This is a genomic window from Pseudomonas sp. 3MA1 (assembly GCF_029237275.1).
Classification (GTDB): domain Bacteria; phylum Pseudomonadota; class Gammaproteobacteria; order Pseudomonadales; family Pseudomonadaceae; genus Aquipseudomonas; species Aquipseudomonas fluorescens_AP.
Genome location: NZ_JAACFX010000001.1, coordinates 137,736 through 157,700 on the forward strand (window position 1 = coordinate 137,736; position 19,965 = coordinate 157,700).

The following is a 19,965-nucleotide window of genomic DNA, read 5'->3' on the forward strand; positions in this document are numbered from 1 at the left end:
ATTTCCATATCAAGTGTGCACAGCCGCTAGACGGCCTCCTTGATTTGCTAGAGGGGCGTGCGCTAGTCGCGCGCTCCCACTCTTTACTACAGGCTTCCCCCCGAAATGATGGACATCAACGAGATTCGCGAATACCTGCCTCACCGTTACCCTTTCCTGTTGGTGGATCGGGTAGTGGACCTGGATGTTGAGGGCAAGTGCATTCGTGCCTACAAGAATGTCAGCATCAACGAACCGTTCTTCAATGGTCACTTTCCTGCGCATCCGATCATGCCGGGCGTACTGATCATCGAAGCCATGGCTCAGGCTGCGGGCATTCTCGGTTTCAAGATGCTCGACGTGAAGCCAGCCGATGGCACCCTGTATTACTTCGTCGGCTCCGACAAGCTGCGCTTCCGCCAGCCAGTGCTGCCGGGCGACCAGCTGATTCTTGAAGCCAAGTTCATCAGCTGCAAGCGCCAGATCTGGAAGTTCGAGTGCCAGGCCTCGGTCGACGGCAAGCCGGTGTGCTCTGCTGAAATCATCTGTGCGGAACGCAAACTATGAGTTTGATTGACCCTCGCGCAATCATCGATCCGACGGCCGTCCTGGCCGACGACGTTGAGGTTGGCCCGTGGTCGATCATCGGCGCTGGTGTGGAAATCGGCGAGGGTACAGTGATCGGGCCCCATGTCATTCTCAAGGGCCCCACCCGGATCGGTAAGCACAACCGCATCTACCAGTTTTCTTCGGTAGGTGAGGACACCCCTGATCTGAAGTACAAAGGCGAGGAAACCCGCCTGGTCATCGGTGACCACAACGTGATCCGCGAAGGCGTGACCATTCACCGTGGCACCGTCCAGGACCGTTCCGAAACCACCCTGGGCGATCACAACCTGATCATGGCCTACGCCCACATCGGTCATGACAGCGTCATTGGCAACCACTGCATCCTGGTCAACAACACAGCGCTGGCCGGCCATGTACATGTCGACGACTGGGCGATTCTTTCCGGTTTTACCCTGGTGCATCAGTACTGCCATATCGGCGCCCACAGCTTCTCTGGCATGGGCACCGCCATTGGCAAGGATGTACCGGCGTTCGTCACGGTGTTCGGCAACCCGGCCGAAGCCCGCAGCATGAATTTCGAAGGCATGCGCCGTCGCGGCTTCAGCGAGGACGCGATCCACGCACTGCGGCGTGCCTACAAGGTGGTTTACCGCCAGGGGCTGACCGTGGATCAAGCCTTGGCCGAACTGGCCGAAGCGGCTGTGGAGTTCCCGGAAGTCGCGGTGTTTCGTGACTCGATCCAGTCTTCGACTCGCGGCATCACCCGTTAATCATGAACACTCTGCGTATTGCGCTGGTGGCTGGCGAAGCCTCCGGCGACATTCTCGGCGCCGGTCTGATGCGAGCCCTCAAGGCTCAGCACCCGGCTGTCGAATTCATTGGTGTCGGCGGTCCGTTGATGCAGGCCGAAGGTCTGACCTCGTACTTCCCCATGGAGCGCCTGGCGGTCATGGGGTTGGTCGAGGTGCTTGGGCGACTGCGCGAGCTGCTGGCGCGACGCAAGAAGCTGATCCAGACCCTGATTGCCGAAAAGCCGGATGTATTCATCGGTATCGATGCGCCGGATTTCACCCTGAATATCGAACTCAAGCTGCGTCAGGCCGGAATCAAGACCGTGCACTACGTCAGCCCGTCGGTCTGGGCCTGGCGCCAGAAGCGGGTGCTGAAGATTCGCGAAGGCTGCGACCTGATGCTCACGCTGTTTCCCTTCGAGGCTAGGTTCTACGAAGAGAAAGGCGTACCGGTGAAGTTCGTCGGCCACTCTCTGGCCGATGCCATTCCGCTGCAGGCGGACCGGGCGGCGGCGCGTGCCGAATTGGCCCTGCCGGACGGGCCTTTGGTGGCGCTGATGCCCGGCAGTCGTGGCGGTGAAGTGGGGCGCCTGGGTGCGTTGTTCCTGGATGCCGCACAGCGCTTGCGTGCCCTGCGCCCCGGTGTGCGCTTCATCATGCCGTGCGCCAGCCCGGAGCGTCGGGTCCAGCTTGAAGAGCTGCTGGCCAGTCGCGACCTGCCGCTGACCTTGCTCGATGGCCAGTCCCACAAGGCCCTGGCCGCCTGCGACGCTGTGCTGATCGCTTCGGGCACCGCGACCCTCGAAGCCTTGCTCTACAAGCGTCCAATGGTGGTGGCCTACCGTTTGGCGCCGCTGACCTTCTGGATTCTCAAGCGCATGGTCAAGAGCCCCTACATTTCCCTGCCGAATCTGCTGGCCCAGCGCCTGCTCGTGCCGGAGCTGCTGCAGGATGACGCCACCGCCGAAGCCCTCGCGCAAACCTTGTCGCCGCTGATCGAAGGCGGGCAAGAGCAGACCCGCGGTTTTGACGAGATCCACCGAACCTTGCGCCGCGATGCGTCCAACCAGGCCGCGCAAGCGGTGCTTGAGCTGATCGGCAAATCACAATGAGTAACGCGAAGATGCAGATGGGCCTGGACTTCACCCTGGTGGCGGATGCCGAGGATCTGGTGGCCGGTGTCGATGAAGTCGGCCGTGGCCCCTTGTGCGGAGCCGTTGTCACCGCCGCGGTGATTCTCGACCCGAAACGGCCGATTCTTGGTCTCAATGATTCGAAGAAGCTCACCGAGGCCCGTCGCGAGAAGCTGTTCGACGAAATCTGCGAAAAAGCCCTGAGCTGGTGCATTGCCCGGGCTGAAGTCGAGGAAATCGACGAATTGAATATCCTCCACGCCACCATGTTGGCCATGCAGCGGGCGGTGGAGGGGCTGAGCGTGACCCCGAAGCTGGCGATGATCGACGGCAACCGCTGCCCTAAGCTGGCCATGCCGGCCGAGGCGGTGGTCAAGGGCGATAGCAAGGTTCCAGCGATTGCCGCGGCATCGATTCTGGCCAAGGTCAGCCGCGATCGGGAAATGGCCGCATTCGAACTGATCTACCCGGGCTACGGTATCGGTGGCCACAAGGGCTATCCGACGCCGGTGCACCTGGAAGCCCTGGCCCGCCTGGGGCCGACGCCGATTCACCGGCGTTCCTTCGCCCCGGTGCGACAAGCCTATGAGGCCCTTGAGGCACGGAGCGAGATGCCGTCCTGAGGCTGATGTTTTAGTCGAGGCCCGGTACAATCCGGGCCTTGTTGTTTTCGCGCTTATTACAGGATCACTATGCCGGCTTCATTCGTTCACCTGCGCCTGCACACTGAGTACTCCCTGGTCGACGGCCTGGTGCGGATCAAACCGCTGGTCAAAGCCCTGACCGGCATGGGCATGCCTGCGGTAGCGGTTACCGACCAGAACAACATGTGTTCCCTGGTCAAGTTCTACAAGGCCAGCATGGGCGCCGGGATCAAGCCGATCTGTGGTGCCGACCTGTGGCTGTCGAACAAGGATCCGGACAACGCCCTGAGCCGAATCAGCCTGTTGGTGATGAACGCCGTGGGCTATCGCAATCTGACCGAGCTGATTTCCCGGGGCTTTATCGATGGCCAGCGCAACGGCCAGATCATCATCGAGCGCGAATGGGTCGCGGAGGCCGCGGAAGGCCTGATCATGCTCTCGGCGGCCAAGGAGGGGGAGATCGGCATGGCGCTGATCGCCGGTGACCTGGAAGTCGCCGAGACCCTGGCCCGGGAGTGGATGGCGGTGTTCCCGGACCGTTTCTACTTGGAGGTGCAGCGCACCAACCGACCCAATGACGAAGAGCAACTGCACGCCGCTGTAGCCCTGGCCGACAAGATCGGCGCGCCGCTGGTGGCCACCAACGATGTGCGCTTCATCAAGCAGGAAGACTTCGAAGCCCACGAAACCCGGGTGTGCATCGGTGAAGGCCGGGCCCTGGACGATCCGCGCCGTTCGAAGAACTACAGCGACCAGCAGTACCTGAAAAGCGCCGAGGAGATGGCCGAGCTGTTCAGCGACCTGCCCGAGGCCTTGGAAAACACTGTCGAGATCGCCAAGCGTTGCAATATCGAGGTCAAGCTGGGCAAGCACTTCTTGCCCGACTACCCGATTCCCGATGGCATGACCATCGATGAGTACTTCCGCAAGGTTTCCTTCGACGGCCTGGAAGAGCGCCTCAGCGTGCTGCTGCCCAGGGACACCACCGAGGACTACGAGGCCAAGCGCCAGGTCTATGTCGATCGGCTGAATTTCGAGCTGGATATCATCATCCAGATGGGCTTCCCCGGTTACTTCCTGATCGTGATGGACTTTATCCAGTGGGCCAAGAGCAACGGTGTGCCGGTAGGTCCGGGCCGGGGGTCGGGTGCCGGTTCCCTGGTGGCCTATGTGCAGAAGATCACCGACCTCGACCCGCTGGAATATGACCTGCTGTTCGAACGTTTCCTTAACCCGGAACGGGTCTCCATGCCCGACTTCGACGTCGACTTCTGCATGGACGGTCGTGACCGGGTGATCGACTACGTGGCCGAGAAGTACGGCCGCAACGCGGTGAGCCAGATCATCACCTTCGGTTCCATGGCAGCCAAGGCGGTGGTGCGTGACGTGGCGCGGGTCCAGGGCAAATCCTACGGCCTGGCCGACCGTCTGTCGAAGATGATCCCCTTCGAAGTCGGCATGACCCTGGAAAAAGCCTACGAGCAGGAAGAGATCCTGCGGGACTTCATCAAGGTCGATGAAGAGGCGGCGGAAATCTGGGAGATGGCGCGCAAGCTCGAGGGCGTGGTGCGTAACGTCGGTAAACACGCCGGGGGCGTGGTGATCGCGCCGACCAAGCTCACTGACTTCTCGCCGATCTACTGCGACGAAGAAGGCGGCGGCCTGGTGACCCAGTTCGACAAGGATGACGTCGAGGCAGCCGGTCTGGTGAAGTTCGACTTCCTCGGTCTGCGGACCCTGACCATCATCGACTGGGCACTGAAAACCATTAACCGCGACCGCGCCAAGGTCGGCGAGGAACCGCTGGATATCGCCTTTATCCCGCTGGACGACAAGCCGACCTACAGCCTGTTGCAGAAAGCTGAAACCACCGCGGTGTTCCAGCTTGAATCCCGGGGCATGAAGGAGCTGATCAAGAAGCTCAAGCCCGACTGCCTGGAAGACCTGATCGCACTGGTGGCCCTGTTCCGTCCGGGGCCGCTGCAATCGGGCATGGTGGATGACTTCATCAACCGTAAGCACGGGCGCGCCGAACTGGCCTACCCGCACCCCGATTATCAGTACGATGGCCTGCGCCCGGTACTGGCGCCGACCTACGGCATCATCCTGTATCAGGAACAGGTGATGCAGATCGCTCAGGTCATGGCCGGTTACACCCTCGGTGGTGCAGACATGCTGCGTCGGGCCATGGGTAAGAAAAAGCCCGAGGAAATGGCCAAGCAGCGTGGCGGTTTCATTGAGGGTTGCGCCAGCAACAACATCGACGCGGACCTCGCGGGCAACATCTTCGACCTGGTGGAAAAGTTCGCCGGTTACGGCTTCAACAAATCCCACTCCGCCGCCTACGGCCTGGTGTCCTACCAGACTGCCTGGCTCAAGGCGCACTACCCGGCGCCGTTCATGGCGGCGGTACTGTCTGCGGATATGCACAACACCGACAAGGTCGTGACCTTGATCGAGGAAGTGCGGACCATGAAGCTGCGCCTCGACGCACCGGATGTGAACACCTCCGAGTTCAAGTTCACGGTGAACGACGAAGGTCGCATCGTCTACGGCCTGGGGGCGATCAAGGGCGTCGGCGAGGGGCCGGTGGAAGCCATCACCGAGGCCCGTGAGGCAGGCCCTTTCAAGGATCTGTTCGATTTCTGCGCCAGGGTCGACCTCAAACGCATCAACAAGCGGACCCTGGACGGCCTGATTCGCAGTGGCGCCCTGGACCGTCTCGGCCCGCACTTCTTTGACGAGCCCAAGGCCTACCAGGCCAACATCGACCAGAACCGCGCGGTGTTGCTGGCGGCCATGGAAGAGGCGATCAAGGCGGCAGAACAGACCGCCCGGACCCACGACAGTGGTCACGCCGACCTGTTCGGCGGAGTGTTTGTCGAGGAAGACGCGGACGTCTATGCCAACCACCGCAAGGCCAAGGAACTGACCCTCAAGGAGCGCCTGAAGGGCGAGAAAGATACCCTCGGGCTGTACCTGACCGGGCACCCGATCGATGAGTATGAAGGCGAGATCCGTCGCTTCGCCCGTCAGCGCATCATCGATCTGAAGCCGGCCCGGGATACCCAGACGGTGGCGGGCATGATCATTGCCCTGCGGGTGATGAAGAACAAGAAGGGCGACAAGATGGGCTTCATCACCCTCGATGACCGCTCAGGAAGGATCGAAGCCTCGCTGTTCGCCGATGCCTTCCACTCGGCGCAGTCGCTGTTGCAGACCGACGCCATGGTGGTGGTGGAAGGCGAGGTCAGCAACGACGACTTCTCCGGCGGCCTGCGCTTGCGGGTCAAGCGGGTGATGAGCATGGAAGATGCGCGGACCAACCTGGCGGAAAGCCTGCGCCTGAAAGTCCATAGCGATGCACTCAAGGGTGATCAGCTACGCTGGCTGGGCGAGCTGTTCAAGCGCCATCGCGGCGCGTGCCCGATCACCATGGAGTACAGCCGTCATGACGCCAAGGCCTTGCTGCAGTTTGGCGAGAACTGGCGGATCGACCCGGCGGACAGCTTGATTCAAGCCCTGCGTGACCAGTTCGGGCGAGACAACGTCTTCCTCCAATACCGTTGACGGTAAGGCGCCAGCATTGCGCCTTGTCGCCACTTGAATTTTTAATCTCGACCTCAACGCGCCCGTCCCTTAAGGTAGGGCGCGAATAGACAACCGGCCGGCCCAAGCCCCCTTGGACGTCGAGCCCAGACGGACGCCTATGAACCCGAATTTTCTTGATTTCGAACAGCCGATCGCCGACCTGCAAGCCAAGATCGAAGAGTTGCGCTTGGTCGGTAATGACAATTCGCTGAATATCGGCGATGAGATTTCCCGCCTGCAGGACAAGAGCAACACCCTGACCGAGGACATCTTCGGCAAGCTCACCAGCTGGCAGATCGCACGTCTGGCACGGCACCCGCGTCGTCCATACACCCTGGACTACATCCAGCACATCTTCACCGAGTTCGACGAGCTGCATGGCGATCGCCACTTCTCCGACGACGCAGCGATTGTCGGTGGGGTTGCCCGCCTGGACGAGCAGCCGGTGATGATCATCGGTCATCAGAAGGGCCGTGAAGTACGCGAGAAGGTCCGCCGCAACTTCGGCATGCCGCGTCCGGAAGGCTACCGCAAGGCCTGCCGCCTGATGGAAATGGCCGAGCGCTTCAAGATGCCGATCCTGACCTTCATCGACACCCCGGGCGCCTATCCGGGCATCGACGCTGAAGAGCGCAACCAGAGCGAGGCCATTGCCTGGAACCTGCGGGTCATGGCACGCCTGAAAACCCCGATCATCGCCACCGTGATCGGTGAGGGCGGTTCCGGCGGCGCATTGGCCATCGGCGTCTGCGACCAGTTGAACATGCTGCAATATTCCACTTATGCGGTGATCTCGCCGGAAGGCTGCGCCTCGATTCTGTGGAAAACCTCGGAAAAGGCTGCCGATGCGGCCGAGGCCATGGGCATCACCGCCGAGCGTCTCAAAGGCCTGGGCATTGTCGACAAAGTCATCAGCGAGCCGTTGGGTGGCGCCCATCGTGATCCGGCGGCGGCTGCCGCTTCGATCCGCGCCGAGCTCAGCTCGCAGTTGGCGATGCTCAAGGAAATGGATAACGACACCTTGCTGGCCCGTCGTTATGACCGCCTCATGAGCTACGGTCTCTGATCGAGCAGCGCTTTCCCCGGTAGGGGCACGCTCGTTCGCGACCCAGGCGCCGCCATCGATTCGATGGCGGCGTCGTTGCTTATAGCGGGCAAGTGACTGCGCCACCCGGCCGCGCCTACAGGTCTTGATCGCTTCATGAACGCTCTCAGCGCCAAATTGCTGCACAGTCTGAGGCCCTGGCTCGATGCCAAGGTCTGGCGTGTCGCCTTCTCCGGTGGTCTTGATTCCACTGTCCTGCTGCACTTGCTTGCCCATCTGGCGCAACAGCAACCCTTGCCGAAACTGATGGCGGTGCATGTCCACCATGGGCTGCAAGAAGCGGCGGATGCCTGGCCGGATCATTGCCAGGCGATCTGTGATGCTCTGGGTGTGCCCCTGCAAGTGATCCGGCTGCAGGTACGGGCCGGTCCCAGTCTTGAACAGGCTGCCCGCGAGGCTCGATACGGCGCATTTGCCGCGCTCACCGCGGCCCATGAACTGCTGCTGACGGCGCAGCATCGTGAGGATCAGGCCGAAACCCTGCTGTTTCGTCTGTTGCGCGGAGCTGGGGTCCGTGGCTTGTCGGCAATGCCGGCGTGCCGGCCTCTGGGGGGCGGGCAGTTATTGCGGCCTTTGCTTGGCGTGTCGCGCCAGGCGCTTGAGCGCTATGCCGCCGAGCAGGGCCTGAGTTGGGTCGAGGACCCTTCGAATGCCGATCGCCAGTATTCGCGCAACTACCTGCGGCATCAGGTCATGCCCTTGTTGCAGGCGCGCTGGCCTCAGGCGGCGACCAGCATGAGTCGCAGCGCCGAGCACCTGAGGGAAGCCCAGGGCCTGCTCGACGAGCTGGCAGTGCAGGACCTGGCGGCGGCCGAGGGCGGCGACTGTTTTCCCTGGCTTGGCCTGCCGTCGCTGGCCCTTGCGCCGTTGCAGGCCTTGTCCCCGGCTCGTCAGCGCAACGCCCTGAGTCATTGGCTGGGTGGGTTTGGCCGCTTGCCCGATACCGATCATTGGCACGGGTGGGAGAACCTGCGCGATGCCGGCGCCGATGGGCGACCATTGTGGCGCCTGGCCGATGGTGAGCTGCATCGTGCGTGTGGGCGAATCTGGTGGCTGTCCGGTGCCTGGCTGCAGCCGGTGCAGGGGCCGGTTGAATGGCTGGATCCGACGCGCCCATTGCGCTTGCCGGGCAATGGCGAGGTGTTTTTCGGCGCAAGGGCACCCCTGGGGCCGTTGCACATAGGCTACCGACAGGGAGGGGAGATCATGCAGGTGGCAGGACGCGGCCATCGTGACCTCAAGCGTCTGCTCAACGAAGCCGGGCTCCCGGGGTTTGTCCGTGGCAGATTGCCGCTGTTGTATCAGGGGCAGCGGCTGCTGGCGCTGGCGAACCTGCCTGGGCCCGGCGCGGAACCTCCGACAGGCTGGCAATTGCATTGGCGACCACTGACCAGCGATCAAGGTTTGAGCTGAAAGGGGCTTTCCGGTAGACTACGCTCCCTTCTTGATACAACTTCTGTGGATTCGCCTGAATTGCAGGAGTTGCCGATTACCAAGCAGTCTTTGCTGGGCGATTCCAAAAAATGTGTAGCGAGCAACCTACCGGTGTTTTTGCATCCGGTCTGTCACCACGCGGCGGTTTTTTTGAAAGGTGCACTGTGATTAATGCAGGTGATCGGGGGCTTCGGCCTTCCTTCGCTTTCCCCGGCGGCACTGACCGCTTTAACGCAGACTTCTAGGGTTTTTCATGACGCGCTACATATTCGTCACGGGCGGTGTTGTTTCTTCATTGGGGAAAGGCATTGCCTCGGCTTCATTGGCGGCCATCCTGGAGGCGCGGGGGCTTAAGGTCACCATGCTCAAGCTGGACCCGTACATCAACGTCGACCCGGGCACCATGAGCCCGTTCCAGCACGGTGAAGTGTTCGTCACCCACGACGGCGCCGAGACTGACCTGGACCTGGGCCACTACGAGCGGTTCATCCGCACGACCATGACCCAGAACAACAACTTCACCACCGGCCGCGTGTACGAGCACGTACTGCGCAAGGAGCGCCGTGGTGATTACCTAGGCGCCACCATCCAGGTGATTCCGCACATCACCGACGAGATCAAGCGTCGCATCATCAAGGGCGCCGGCGATGCCGACGTGGCCCTGGTGGAAATCGGCGGTACCGTGGGCGACATCGAGTCGCAACCGTTCCTCGAAGCCATCCGCCAGCTGCGGGTCGAAGTCGGCTCCAAGCGCGCAATGCTGATGCACCTGACCCTGGTTCCGTACATCGCCACCGCTGGCGAAACCAAGACCAAGCCGACCCAGCACTCGGTAAAAGAGCTGCGTTCGATCGGCTTGCAGCCTGACGTGCTGATCTGCCGCTCCGACCATCCGGTGGATGTGTCCTCGCGTCGCAAGATCGCCCTGTTCACCAACGTTGAAGAGCGTGCGGTGATCTCCCTGGAAGACGTCGACACCATCTACAAGATCCCGGCCGTGCTGCACGCCCAGGGCCTGGACGATTTCGTCGTCGAGCGTTTCGGCCTGCAATGCAACGGCGCCGACTTGTCCGAGTGGGAAAAGGTGGTGGACGCCAAGCTCAACCCTGAGCACGAAGTCACCATCGCCATGGTCGGCAAATACATGGAGCTGCTGGACGCCTACAAGTCGCTGATCGAAGCGATGAGTCACGCCGGCATCACCAACCGCACCAAGGTCAACCTGCGCTACATCGATTCCGAAGACATCGAAAACCAAGGCACCGCGCTGCTGGAAGGCGTTGACGCGATCCTGGTTCCAGGCGGTTTCGGCCTGCGTGGCGTGGAAGGCAAGATCACCGCGGTGCAATACGCTCGCGAGAACAAGGTGCCGTACCTGGGTATCTGCCTGGGCATGCAAGTGGCGGTCATCGAGTTCGCCCGTAACGTCATGGGCTGGAAAGATGCCAACTCCACCGAGTTCGATCGCGCCAGCGGCCACCCGGTCGTCGGCCTGATCACCGAGTGGGAAGACGCGACCGGCGCTGTCGAAGTGCGTAACGAAGCGTCCGACCTGGGCGGCACCATGCGCCTGGGCGCTCAGGAATGCTTGCTGGAAGCGGGCTCCAAGGTCCACGACTGCTACGCCAAGGACGTGATCGTCGAGCGTCACCGTCACCGTTACGAAGTGAACAACAAGCTGCTGCCACAGCTGATCGAGGCCGGTCTGAAGATCTCCGGTCGCTCGGGCGACGGCGCGCTGGTCGAAGTGGTCGAGGCTGCGGATCATCCATGGTTCGTCGCTTGCCAGTTCCACCCGGAGTTCACCTCGACGCCACGTGACGGTCACCCACTGTTCAGCGGTTTCGTCAAAGCAGCATTGGCTCAACACCAGAAGAAGGCGTGAACCTGATGGCGCAGAAGATCATCCGCGTAGGCAACATCGAGATCGCCAACGACAAGCCGATGGTGCTGTTCGGCGGCATGAACGTGCTGGAAAGCCGCGACATGGCGATGCAGGTCTGTGAAGAGTACGTGCGGGTCACCGAGAAGCTCGGTATCCCCTACGTGTTCAAGGCCAGCTTCGACAAGGCCAATCGTTCGTCGGTAACCTCCTACCGTGGCCCGGGCCTGGAAGAGGGCATGCGGATTTTCGAAGACGTGAAGCAGGCCTTCGGCGTGCCGATCATCACCGACGTCCACGAGCCGGCCCAGGCCGCCGTGGTCGCCGAAGTCTGCGACATCATCCAGCTGCCGGCGTTTCTCTCGCGGCAGACCGACCTGGTGGTGGCCATGGCCAAGACCGGCGCGGTGATCAACATCAAGAAGGCCCAGTTCCTCGCGCCCCAGGAAATGAAACACATCCTGAGCAAGTGCGAAGAGGCGGGCAACGATCAGTTGATCCTCTGCGAACGCGGTTCCAGCTTCGGCTACAACAACCTGGTAGTGGACATGCTCGGCTTCGGCATCATGAAACAGTTCGAATACCCGGTGTTCTTCGACGTGACCCATGCCCTGCAGATGCCGGGCGGCCGCGCCGACTCCGCTGGTGGTCGCCGGGCCCAGGTCACCGACCTGGCCAAGGCTGGCATGAGCCAGTCCCTGGCCGGGCTGTTCCTGGAAGCCCATCCGGATCCCGACCACGCCAAGTGCGACGGCCCTTGCGCCCTGCGTCTGGACAAGCTTGAGCCGTTCCTGGCTCAGCTCAAGGCTCTGGACGAACTGGTCAAGAGTTTTCCGACGGTAGAAACCGCGTAAAACCGATTTCTCCGGTAAAGTACCGCACGATTATTGCTCAGGCCCCCGGGCCTGAGCCTTATCGTCTGCAAGACTGCCCGCTTCCCCCCGCCTTGCCGACGGTAAAAGATTTCCTACAGCTGCGTCGTTTTCGTCAACTTTGGAGTGTTTACAACAATGGCAAAAATCGTCGACATCAAAGGTCGTGAAGTTCTCGACTCCCGTGGCAACCCCACTGTCGAAGCGGACGTGCTTCTCGACAACGGCATCATCGGCAGTGCTTGCGCGCCGTCCGGTGCCTCCACCGGCTCGCGCGAAGCGCTGGAGCTGCGTGATGGCGACAAGAGCCGTTACCTGGGCAAGGGCGTGCTCAAGGCGGTAGCCAACATCAACGGTCCGATCCGCGACCTGTTGCTGGGTAAAGACCCGATCGACCAGAAAGCGCTGGATCACGCGATGATCGCCCTGGACGGTACCGAGAACAAAGCGTCCCTGGGCGCCAACGCCATCCTCGCCGTGTCCCTGGCCGCGGCCAAGGCTGCCGCCCAGGACCAGGACCTGCCGCTGTACGCCCACATCGCCAACCTCAACGGCACCCCAGGCGTCTACTCGATGCCGGTGCCGATGATGAACATCATCAACGGTGGCGAGCACGCTGATAACAACGTCGATATCCAGGAATTCATGGTGCAGCCGGTTGGCGCCAAGTCCTTCTCGGAAGGTCTGCGCATGGGCACCGAGATTTTCCATCACCTCAAAGCCGTGCTGAAGGCCCGTGGCCTGAACACTGCTGTGGGCGACGAAGGCGGTTTCGCACCGAACCTGGCTTCCAACGAAGACGCGCTGAAAGTCATCTCCGAAGCGGTGGCCAACGCCGGTTACACCCTGGGCACCGACGTGACCCTGGCTCTGGACTGCGCTGCCAGTGAATTCTACGAAGACGGTAAGTACAATCTGTCCGGCGAAGGCCAGGTGTTCACCGCCGAAGGTTTCGCCGAGTACCTCAAAGGCCTGACTCAGCGCTACCCGATCATCTCCATCGAAGACGGCCTGGACGAGTCCGACTGGGCGGGCTGGAAGATCCTCACCGACAAGATCGGCGACAAGGTGCAACTGGTGGGTGACGACCTGTTCGTGACCAATACCAAGATCCTGAAAGAAGGCATCGACAAGAAGATCGCCAACTCGATCCTGATCAAGTTCAACCAGATCGGCACCCTGACCGAAACCCTGGAAGCCATTCAGATGGCCAAGGCTGCCGGTTACACCGCGGTGATTTCGCACCGTTCCGGCGAAACCGAAGATTCGACCATCGCCGACCTGGCCGTGGGTACCTCGGCTGGCCAGATCAAGACCGGCTCCCTGTGCCGTTCCGATCGCGTATCCAAGTACAACCAATTGCTGCGTATCGAAGAGCAATTGAACGGCAAGGCCAAGTACAACGGTCGCGGCGAGTTTCGCGGCTAAGCCGTAGATGGTAAAAAGACACCGGATTGTGTCGGGAAAATCGCTACAGCGAGTTTTTTGCCACTAATCTGATGCCTTAAGAGCACAAGCCTGGTTCTTCCAGGCTTCGTGCTATCAGTAGGTCCGAAGTTGTTGGCATGGCTGTCTTTTTTCACTGGATACCCGATATTCGATGCGCAGTCCCAATTGGTTGTTCCTGGTCTTGCTCTTGCTGCTGGCCGGCTTGCAGTACCGCCTGTGGGTGGGGAACGGCAGCTTGGCCCAGGTAGCTGACCTGACTCAGCAGATTGCCGACCAGCACGCTGAAAACGAGCGTTTGCTGGAGCGAAATCGCGTACTCGATGCGGAAGTCATGGAGTTGAAGAAGGGCATGGAGACCGTTGAAGAGCGGGCTCGCCATGAGCTGGGCATGGTCAAGGAGGGTGAAACCCTCTACCAGTTGGCCCAATGAGCATTAGGCTGCCGGCCTTCTGGGCCGTGATTCCTGCCGCGGGCGTCGGTGCCCGCATGGCCGCGGACCGTCCCAAGCAGTACCTGCAACTGGGCGGACGCACAATTCTCGAACACAGCCTCGGCTGTTTTCTCGACCATCCAGGCCTCAAGGGGCTGGTGGTCAGTCTGGCGCTGGCCGATCCTTACTGGCCGACCCTGGCCTGCGCCCATGATTCGCGAATTCAGCGGGTCGAAGGTGGCGCCGAGCGCTCCGGTTCGGTGCTCAATGCCCTGCTTCATCTGCATGCCCAAGGCGCGGCCGATGAGGACTGGGTGTTGGTTCACGATGCCGCGCGCCCCAATCTTTCCCGAGATGACCTGGACAAGCTGCTGAGTGAATTGGCACACGACCCGGTGGGCGGGCTGCTGGCGGTGCCGGCCCGGGACACCCTGAAGCGGATCGACAAGCACGGAAGGGTTCTGGAAACCGTGGATCGCAGCCTGATCTGGCAGGCCTACACGCCGCAGATGTTCCGGCTTGGCGCGCTGCATCGCGCCCTGGCCGACAGTCTGGTGGCTGATGTGGCAATCACCGATGAGGCTTCGGCAATGGAATGGGCCGGGCAGGCGCCACGCCTGATCGAAGGCCGTTCCGACAACCTCAAGGTCACTCGTCCCGAGGATCTTGAGTGGCTGCGCCAGCGTTGGTCCAACCGGCGCTGATCGCGGGTAGCGGCTACATATCGCGGTATTCCGGGCGTTCGGCCAAGCCGTGCTTGAGATAATCCACCAGCTTGCGCACTTTCGGCGACAGATGCCGTTGCTGGGGATAGAGCGCCCAGACTGCGGTGTTGGGCGGCTGGTGAGCTTCCAGCAAGGAAACCAGCGTACCGTCCTGCAGGTGCTCCAGAACGTAGTAGTCCGGCAGTTGGCAGAGTCCGACGCCTTGTAACGCCGCGTCCAGCACTGCCTGTCCGCTATTGCAGCGCCAGTTGCCCTGCACCCTTTGCGAAAATTCGCGCCCATCGACTTCCAGCTGCCAGATATCCGAGCTGCCGATCAGGCAATTGTGCCGGCTCAATTCCGACAGGCTGTGAGGGCGGCCATAGCGTTCCAGATAGGACGGCGAAGCGCACAGGTACATGCGCCGTGGCGCCAGGCGAGTGGCAACCAGGCGTGAGTCCTGCAGGCGCCCCAGGCGAATGGCCAGGTCGAGCCCCTCGTGCACCAGGTCCAGGGGACGGTTGCTCAGTTCGATGTCCACCCGCAACTGCGGGTAGAGGCCCATGAAACGCGTGACCAGTGGCACGATAAAACGCTCGCCATAGGCCACTGCGCAAGTCATGCGCAGCATGCCCTTGGGCTCGCTGGTCAGGTCCCCCACGGCCCGCAGCGCTTCCTCGCGCCCGTCCTGCAAGCGTTGGCAATGCTGGAGAAAGGTCTGCCCGGCCTCGGTCAGGGTCACCCGTCGGGTACTGCGATACAGCAGGCGGGTCTGCAAGCGCTCTTCGAGGCGCACCACCTGGCGGCTGATATGAGAAGAGGACACCCCCAGGCGTTCGGCAGCGGCAGTGAACTGGCTGCATTCGGCGACCGCGACGAATTCGTCGATGCCTTCCCAACGGTTTTCGCTCATTGATTATCCCTGTATGGCAATAATGTTTTGCTTTTGCCTGGATTATTCATCGCCTTGCGCTGTTTTACACTCACGGCCTCGTTTTTATTCGCTGGAGAGTCAGGATGATCAAGTCACGTGCTGCCGTAGCCTTCGAGGCCAAGAAGCCCCTGGAAATCGTCGAAGTGGATGTCGCCATGCCCAAGGCCGGCGAAGTACTGCTGCGGGTTGTCGCTTCCGGCGTCTGCCACACCGACGCCTACACCCTGTCCGGCGCCGACCCGGAAGGCATCTTTCCGGCGATCCTCGGCCACGAAGGTGGTGCAGTTGTAGAAGCAGTGGGCGAGGGCGTGACCTCTGTAGCGGTGGGTGATCATGTGATCCCGCTGTACACCCCGGAATGCGGCAAGTGCAAATTCTGCTTGTCGGGCAAGACCAACCTCTGTCAGGCCATTCGCGCAACCCAGGGCAAAGGCTTGATGCCGGATGGCACCACGCGCTTTTCCTACAAGGGCCAGCCCATTTTCCACTACATGGGCACCTCGACATTCTCCGAGTACACCGTGCTGCCGGAAATCTCCGTGGCCAAGATCCCCAAGGAGGCGCCTCTGGAGAAGGTCTGCCTGCTGGGTTGCGGTGTGACCACGGGCATTGGCGCGGTGATCAACACCGCCAAGGTCAAGGCCGGTGACACCGTGGCCATCTTCGGCCTGGGCGGTATTGGCCTGTCGGCGGTAATCGGTGCGGTCAAGGCCAAGGCCGGGCGCATCATCGCCATTGATATCAACCCGGCCAAGTTCGAGATCGCCAAGCAACTGGGCGCCACCGATTGCGTCAACCCCAAGGATTTCGATCGTCCGATCCAGGAGGTCATTGTCGACATGACCGACGGCGGCGTGGATTTCTCCTTCGAATGCATCGGCAACGTGCAACTGATGCGCGCCGCGCTGGAGTGCTGCCACAAGGGCTGGGGCGAGTCGGTGATCATCGGTGTGGCCGGTGCCGGCCAGGAAATTTCGACCCGTCCCTTCCAGTTGGTGACTGGCCGGGTATGGCGTGGTTCGGCTTTCGGTGGCGTGCGCGGCCGCAGCGAACTGCCAAGCTACGTGGAAATGTCCCAGACCGGCGAAATCCCGCTGGATACCTTCATTACCCACACCATGGGCCTGGAAGACATCAACAAGGCATTCGACCTGATGCACGAAGGCAAGAGCATTCGTTCGGTCATTCATTTCTAAGAGCAGCGGCAAGCGGCAAGTTGCCAGCTCCAAGGGGGAATGCCCACTTGCGGCGGGTAGCTTGCGGCTTGTGGCTGGAGGTCTGCCATGAGTCTGGAAAACCTTTCCTGCCAGAAAAGCTTCGGCGGCTGGCATAAACGCTACAAACATCATTCCCAGGTGTTGGGCTGCGACATGGTGTTCGCGGTGTATTTGCCGCCCCAGGCGGAACAGGGCGGCAAGTTGCCGGTGCTTTACTGGTTGTCCGGCCTGACCTGCACCGACGAGAACTTCATGCAAAAGGCTGGCGCCCAACGCCTGGCGGCGGAGCTGGGCCTGATCATCGTCGCTCCGGATACCAGCCCTCGCGGCGCAGGCGTGCCCGGTGATCCGGAGGGCGCCTGGGACTTTGGCCTGGGCGCGGGGTTCTATCTGAACGCGACACAGGAGCCCTGGGCCCAGCATTATCGGATGCATGACTATGTGGTGAACGAGCTGCCGGAGCTGGTGGAGGCGCACTTTCCCGCGTCGGACAAGCGTGGGATCAGCGGGCATTCCATGGGCGGGCACGGGGCATTGGTCTGCGCGTTGCGTAATCCCGGTCGCTATCAGTCGGTTTCGGCGTTCGCGCCTATCAGTAATCCCATGGATTGTCCTTGGGGGCAGAAGGCATTTTCCCGGTATCTGGGGGAAGAGCGCTCACGCTGGCGCGAGTGGGATGCCAGCGTATTGATCGCCGAGGCCACCGAGAAGCTGCCGTTGCTGGTGGATCAGGGCGATCGTGACGATTTCCTCGCCGGCCAGCTCAAGCCTGAAGTGCTGCAGCAAGCGGCAAAGAATGCCGGGCATGAGCTGACGTTGCGCATGCAGCCCGGCTATGACCACAGCTACTTCTTTATCGCCAGCTTTATAGACGATCACTTGCGGCACCACGCACGTGCTCTTAACGCCTAATACCTGCCAAAGCAGGTAGAATCACGCCCTGACTTTTTCGGGGCGTTTTTTTATGCGTATTGGCCACGGCTACGATGTGCACCGTTTCGCTGAGGGCGACTTCATTACTTTGGGCGGTGTGCGCATTGCCCATCATTCTGGGTTGCTCGCCCACTCCGACGGGGACGTGTTGTTGCACGCGCTCAGTGATGCCCTGCTGGGCGCCGCGGCGCTGGGGGATATCGGCAAGCATTTTCCGGACACCGATCCGCAGTTCAAAGGTGCCGACAGCCGCGTCCTGCTGCGTCATGTTGTCGCGCTGATCCACGCCCAAGGCTGGAAGGTCGGCAACGTCGACAACACCATCGTCGCCCAGGCCCCGAAAATGGCGCCTCATATTGAAACCATGCGGGCCTTGATCGCCGAGGACCTGCAAGTCGAACTGGATCACGTGAACGTGAAGGCCACCACCACCGAAAAGCTCGGTTTCGTCGGTCGCGAGGAAGGTATCGCGGTGCACTCCGTGGCCTTGTTGCTACGCTCATGAATGAATCGCAACTGCTGGGCCCGCGGGCCTATGGCGATGCCCTGGGCCGTGCGGTGCTCAAGGCCACAGCCGAAGATTTCCAAGTCGATGAAGTGCTCGATATCCCGCTGAGCGGTGAAGGCGAGCACCTGTGGCTGTGGGTGGAAAAGCGTGGCCTGAATACCGAAGAGGCGGCGCGGCGGATTGCCAAGGCCGCCGGAGTGTCGTTGCGCACCGTGAGCTACGCCGGGCTCAAGGATCGCCAGGCGCTGACTCGCCAGTGGTTCAGCGTGCAACTGCCGGGCAAGGCTGATCCGGACCTTGGCGCGGCGGAAAACCACACCCTGAAAATCCTCAAGGCCACCCGCCACAAGCGCAAGCTACAGCGTGGAGCCCATGCGGCCAACGGTTTTACCCTGCGTCTGACAGAGCTTACGGCGGATCATGCGGCCATCGATGAGCGTTTGCGGCAGATCGCCCAGCAGGGGATTCCCAACTATTTCGGCGCCCAGCGTTTTGGTCACGACGGCGGCAACTTGGTGGACGCCCGCGGCTGGGCCGAGCGCCAGGCTCTGCCAGAGCAGCGCAATGTGCGTTCGCGCCTGCTTTCCACGGCTCGCAGCTATCTGTTCAATCAGGTGCTGGCGGCCCGGGTGGCGGACGGCAGCTGGCAGCAGGCGCAGGTAGGTGACCTGTTGGCGTTTACCGACAGTCGCAGCTTTTTCATGGCCGGGCCCGACGAGTGCTCGGATCCGCGCCTGGCGATTCTCGACCTGCATCCCACCGGTCCGTTGTGGGGCGAGGGCGCCTCTCCGGCGGGCGGTGTGTCCCACGAGCTTGAGCAACAGATTGCCGGCCGTGAGGCGGCACTGTGTGATTGGTTGATAAAAGCCGGCATGAGCCACGAACGACGCATCCTGCGGCTGCCCATTGGCGGTTTGACGTGGCATTATCCCGAGCCTGACATTCTGCAACTGGAATTCGTCCTGCCGGCCGGGTGTTTCGCCACCGCATTGGTGCGTGAACTCGTCGATCTGGTGCCGGTGGGGCAGACGGACAGCTCATGCGTATTCTGATTTCTAACGATGATGGGGTAACCGCACCCGGTATCGCCGCGCTGCATGCTGCGCTGGCGGATTACGCCGACTGTGTGGTGATCGCACCGGACCAGGACAAAAGCGGCGCCAGCAGCTCGCTGACGCTCGACCGTCCGTTGCACCCGCATACCCTCGGCAATGGCTTCATCAGCATCAACGGCACGCCGACCGACTGTGTTCATCTGGGGCTCAACGGCCTGCTGGAACACGAGCCGGACATGGTGGTGTCGGGGATCAACCTGGGGGCCAACCTCGGGGATGACGTGCTGTACTCCGGAACGGTCGCTGCGGCCCTGGAAGGGCGCTTCCTGCAGCGTCCGGCGATTGCCTTTTCGCTGGTGTCGCGGCAGGTGGAAAACCTTGCCACGGCGGCCCATTTCGCGCGCAAGCTGGTGCAAGCCCAGGGCTTGCTGGATTTGCCACCACGGACGGTGTTGAACGTGAATATTCCCAACCTGCCACTGGATCATATTCGTGGCATACAGCTGACCCGCCTGGGTCACCGCGCGCGGGCGGCGGCGCCGATGAAGGTCGTCGATCCCCGTGGCAAGTCGGGTTACTGGATTGCCGCCGCCGGGGATGCCGAAGATGGCGGTCCGGGCACCGATTTTCATGCGGTGATGCAAGGTTACGTCTCCATCACCCCGTTGCAGCTGGATCGCACGTTCAATGACGCGTTCCGGAGCCTGGATGGCTGGTTGGAGGGGCTGCGCTGA

At 61.6% G+C, this 19,965-nt stretch carries 18 protein-coding genes; 17 read left to right on the forward strand and 1 reads right to left on the reverse strand.

The genetic code is table 11. The features are described 5' to 3' along the window. The first annotated feature begins 105 nt into the window (after positions 1 to 105). The 12 genes from fabZ to ispD all read left to right on the forward strand — a co-directional run bounded on the left by fabZ (position 106) and on the right by ispD (position 14,584). Positions 106 to 546, forward strand: a complete 441-nt coding sequence (fabZ, locus tag GWQ44_RS00595; protein WP_007924058.1) for a 3-hydroxyacyl-ACP dehydratase FabZ — start codon at positions 106 to 108, stop codon at positions 544 to 546. Continuing rightward, positions 543 to 1,319, forward strand: coding sequence for an acyl-ACP--UDP-N-acetylglucosamine O-acyltransferase (gene lpxA / locus GWQ44_RS00600; RefSeq protein WP_047302052.1), 777 nt, complete (start codon positions 543 to 545; stop codon positions 1,317 to 1,319). Before fabZ ends, lpxA begins: the two co-directional genes overlap by 4 nt. Further along, positions 1,319 to 2,452: a lipid-A-disaccharide synthase gene (lpxB, locus tag GWQ44_RS00605; RefSeq protein WP_253165187.1), complete on the forward strand. Its 1,134-nt coding sequence runs from the start codon at positions 1,319 to 1,321 to the stop codon at positions 2,450 to 2,452. The genes lpxA and lpxB overlap by 1 nt, the downstream gene beginning before the upstream one ends. An 11-nt stretch (positions 2,453 to 2,463) precedes the next feature. Next, entirely contained in the window at positions 2,464 to 3,096 is a 633-nt protein-coding gene (gene rnhB / locus GWQ44_RS00610; RefSeq protein WP_016964691.1) for a ribonuclease HII, read from the forward strand. 69 nt (positions 3,097 to 3,165) lie between these two features. Then, on the forward strand, positions 3,166 to 6,687 hold the full coding sequence (dnaE, locus tag GWQ44_RS00615; RefSeq protein WP_047302054.1) for a DNA polymerase III subunit alpha: 3,522 nt from the start codon (positions 3,166 to 3,168) through the stop codon (positions 6,685 to 6,687). A 139-nt stretch (positions 6,688 to 6,826) separates the two neighbouring features. Next, positions 6,827 to 7,774, forward strand: a complete 948-nt coding sequence (locus GWQ44_RS00620; RefSeq protein WP_016964689.1) for an acetyl-CoA carboxylase carboxyltransferase subunit alpha — start codon at positions 6,827 to 6,829, stop codon at positions 7,772 to 7,774. 135 nt (positions 7,775 to 7,909) lie between these two features. Then, positions 7,910 to 9,226: a tRNA lysidine(34) synthetase TilS gene (tilS, locus tag GWQ44_RS00625; protein WP_275926430.1), complete on the forward strand. Its 1,317-nt coding sequence runs from the start codon at positions 7,910 to 7,912 to the stop codon at positions 9,224 to 9,226. A gap of 274 nt (positions 9,227 to 9,500) precedes the next feature. After that, positions 9,501 to 11,132: a CTP synthase gene (locus tag GWQ44_RS00630; protein WP_016964687.1), complete on the forward strand. Its 1,632-nt coding sequence runs from the start codon at positions 9,501 to 9,503 to the stop codon at positions 11,130 to 11,132. A 5-nt stretch (positions 11,133 to 11,137) separates the two neighbouring features. Then, positions 11,138 to 11,983: a 3-deoxy-8-phosphooctulonate synthase gene (gene kdsA, locus GWQ44_RS00635; RefSeq protein WP_042940934.1), complete on the forward strand. Its 846-nt coding sequence runs from the start codon at positions 11,138 to 11,140 to the stop codon at positions 11,981 to 11,983. A 156-nt stretch (positions 11,984 to 12,139) separates the two neighbouring features. Then, on the forward strand, positions 12,140 to 13,429 hold the full coding sequence (eno, locus tag GWQ44_RS00640; protein WP_060837772.1) for a phosphopyruvate hydratase: 1,290 nt from the start codon (positions 12,140 to 12,142) through the stop codon (positions 13,427 to 13,429). A gap of 172 nt (positions 13,430 to 13,601) precedes the next feature. Continuing rightward, on the forward strand, positions 13,602 to 13,880 hold the full coding sequence (gene ftsB / locus GWQ44_RS00645; RefSeq protein WP_011059544.1) for a cell division protein FtsB: 279 nt from the start codon (positions 13,602 to 13,604) through the stop codon (positions 13,878 to 13,880). Further along, positions 13,877 to 14,584, forward strand: coding sequence for a 2-C-methyl-D-erythritol 4-phosphate cytidylyltransferase (gene ispD / locus GWQ44_RS00650; RefSeq protein WP_275926431.1), 708 nt, complete (start codon positions 13,877 to 13,879; stop codon positions 14,582 to 14,584). The genes ftsB and ispD overlap by 4 nt, the downstream gene beginning before the upstream one ends. Before the next feature lie 13 nt (positions 14,585 to 14,597). Here ispD and GWQ44_RS00655 read toward each other — a convergent pair whose 3' ends face one another. Next, positions 14,598 to 15,497: a LysR substrate-binding domain-containing protein gene (locus GWQ44_RS00655; RefSeq protein ID WP_016964683.1), complete on the reverse strand. Its 900-nt coding sequence runs from the start codon at positions 15,495 to 15,497 to the stop codon at positions 14,598 to 14,600. Between the two features lie 104 nt (positions 15,498 to 15,601). Between GWQ44_RS00655 and GWQ44_RS00660 the strand changes: the two genes are divergently transcribed. From GWQ44_RS00660 to surE, 5 genes are all read left to right on the forward strand, one after another. Continuing rightward, a complete protein-coding gene (locus GWQ44_RS00660; protein WP_011059547.1) occupies positions 15,602 to 16,714 on the forward strand; it encodes an S-(hydroxymethyl)glutathione dehydrogenase/class III alcohol dehydrogenase in 1,113 nt (370 codons plus the stop codon). Between the two features lie 87 nt (positions 16,715 to 16,801). After that, the gene (fghA, locus tag GWQ44_RS00665) at positions 16,802 to 17,647 is read left to right on the forward strand and encodes an S-formylglutathione hydrolase (RefSeq protein ID WP_047302061.1); all 846 of its coding nucleotides are present in this window, start codon (positions 16,802 to 16,804) and stop codon (positions 17,645 to 17,647) included. A gap of 52 nt (positions 17,648 to 17,699) precedes the next feature. Then, on the forward strand, positions 17,700 to 18,173 hold the full coding sequence (gene ispF, locus GWQ44_RS00670) for a 2-C-methyl-D-erythritol 2,4-cyclodiphosphate synthase (RefSeq protein ID WP_103741064.1): 474 nt from the start codon (positions 17,700 to 17,702) through the stop codon (positions 18,171 to 18,173). Continuing rightward, positions 18,170 to 19,228, forward strand: coding sequence for a tRNA pseudouridine(13) synthase TruD (truD, locus tag GWQ44_RS00675; RefSeq protein WP_016964679.1), 1,059 nt, complete (start codon positions 18,170 to 18,172; stop codon positions 19,226 to 19,228). The genes ispF and truD overlap by 4 nt, the downstream gene beginning before the upstream one ends. Beyond that, on the forward strand, positions 19,216 to 19,965 hold the full coding sequence (surE, locus tag GWQ44_RS00680) for a 5'/3'-nucleotidase SurE (RefSeq protein ID WP_047302063.1): 750 nt from the start codon (positions 19,216 to 19,218) through the stop codon (positions 19,963 to 19,965). The genes truD and surE overlap by 13 nt, the downstream gene beginning before the upstream one ends.

What these genes read in the sequence shown, in the direction of transcription:
- fabZ (WP_007924058.1), top strand. Translation starts at nt 106, where the DNA reads ATGATGGACATCAACGAGATTCGCGAATACCTGCCTCACCGTTACCCT.
- lpxA (WP_047302052.1), top strand. Translation starts at nt 543, where the DNA reads ATGAGTTTGATTGACCCTCGCGCAATCATCGATCCGACGGCCGTCCTG.
- rnhB (WP_016964691.1), top strand. Translation starts at nt 2,464, where the DNA reads ATGCAGATGGGCCTGGACTTCACCCTGGTGGCGGATGCCGAGGATCTG.
- dnaE (WP_047302054.1), top strand. Translation starts at nt 3,166, where the DNA reads ATGCCGGCTTCATTCGTTCACCTGCGCCTGCACACTGAGTACTCCCTG.
- GWQ44_RS00620 (WP_016964689.1), top strand. Translation starts at nt 6,827, where the DNA reads ATGAACCCGAATTTTCTTGATTTCGAACAGCCGATCGCCGACCTGCAA.
- tilS (WP_275926430.1), top strand. Translation starts at nt 7,910, where the DNA reads ATGAACGCTCTCAGCGCCAAATTGCTGCACAGTCTGAGGCCCTGGCTC.
- GWQ44_RS00630 (WP_016964687.1), top strand. Translation starts at nt 9,501, where the DNA reads ATGACGCGCTACATATTCGTCACGGGCGGTGTTGTTTCTTCATTGGGG.
- kdsA (WP_042940934.1), top strand. Translation starts at nt 11,138, where the DNA reads ATGGCGCAGAAGATCATCCGCGTAGGCAACATCGAGATCGCCAACGAC.
- eno (WP_060837772.1), top strand. Translation starts at nt 12,140, where the DNA reads ATGGCAAAAATCGTCGACATCAAAGGTCGTGAAGTTCTCGACTCCCGT.
- ftsB (WP_011059544.1), top strand. Translation starts at nt 13,602, where the DNA reads ATGCGCAGTCCCAATTGGTTGTTCCTGGTCTTGCTCTTGCTGCTGGCC.
- ispD (WP_275926431.1), top strand. Translation starts at nt 13,877, where the DNA reads ATGAGCATTAGGCTGCCGGCCTTCTGGGCCGTGATTCCTGCCGCGGGC.
- GWQ44_RS00655 (WP_016964683.1), bottom strand. Translation starts at nt 15,497, where the DNA reads ATGAGCGAAAACCGTTGGGAAGGCATCGACGAATTCGTCGCGGTCGCC.
- GWQ44_RS00660 (WP_011059547.1), top strand. Translation starts at nt 15,602, where the DNA reads ATGATCAAGTCACGTGCTGCCGTAGCCTTCGAGGCCAAGAAGCCCCTG.
- fghA (WP_047302061.1), top strand. Translation starts at nt 16,802, where the DNA reads ATGAGTCTGGAAAACCTTTCCTGCCAGAAAAGCTTCGGCGGCTGGCAT.
- ispF (WP_103741064.1), top strand. Translation starts at nt 17,700, where the DNA reads ATGCGTATTGGCCACGGCTACGATGTGCACCGTTTCGCTGAGGGCGAC.
- truD (WP_016964679.1), top strand. Translation starts at nt 18,170, where the DNA reads ATGAATGAATCGCAACTGCTGGGCCCGCGGGCCTATGGCGATGCCCTG.
- surE (WP_047302063.1), top strand. Translation starts at nt 19,216, where the DNA reads ATGCGTATTCTGATTTCTAACGATGATGGGGTAACCGCACCCGGTATC.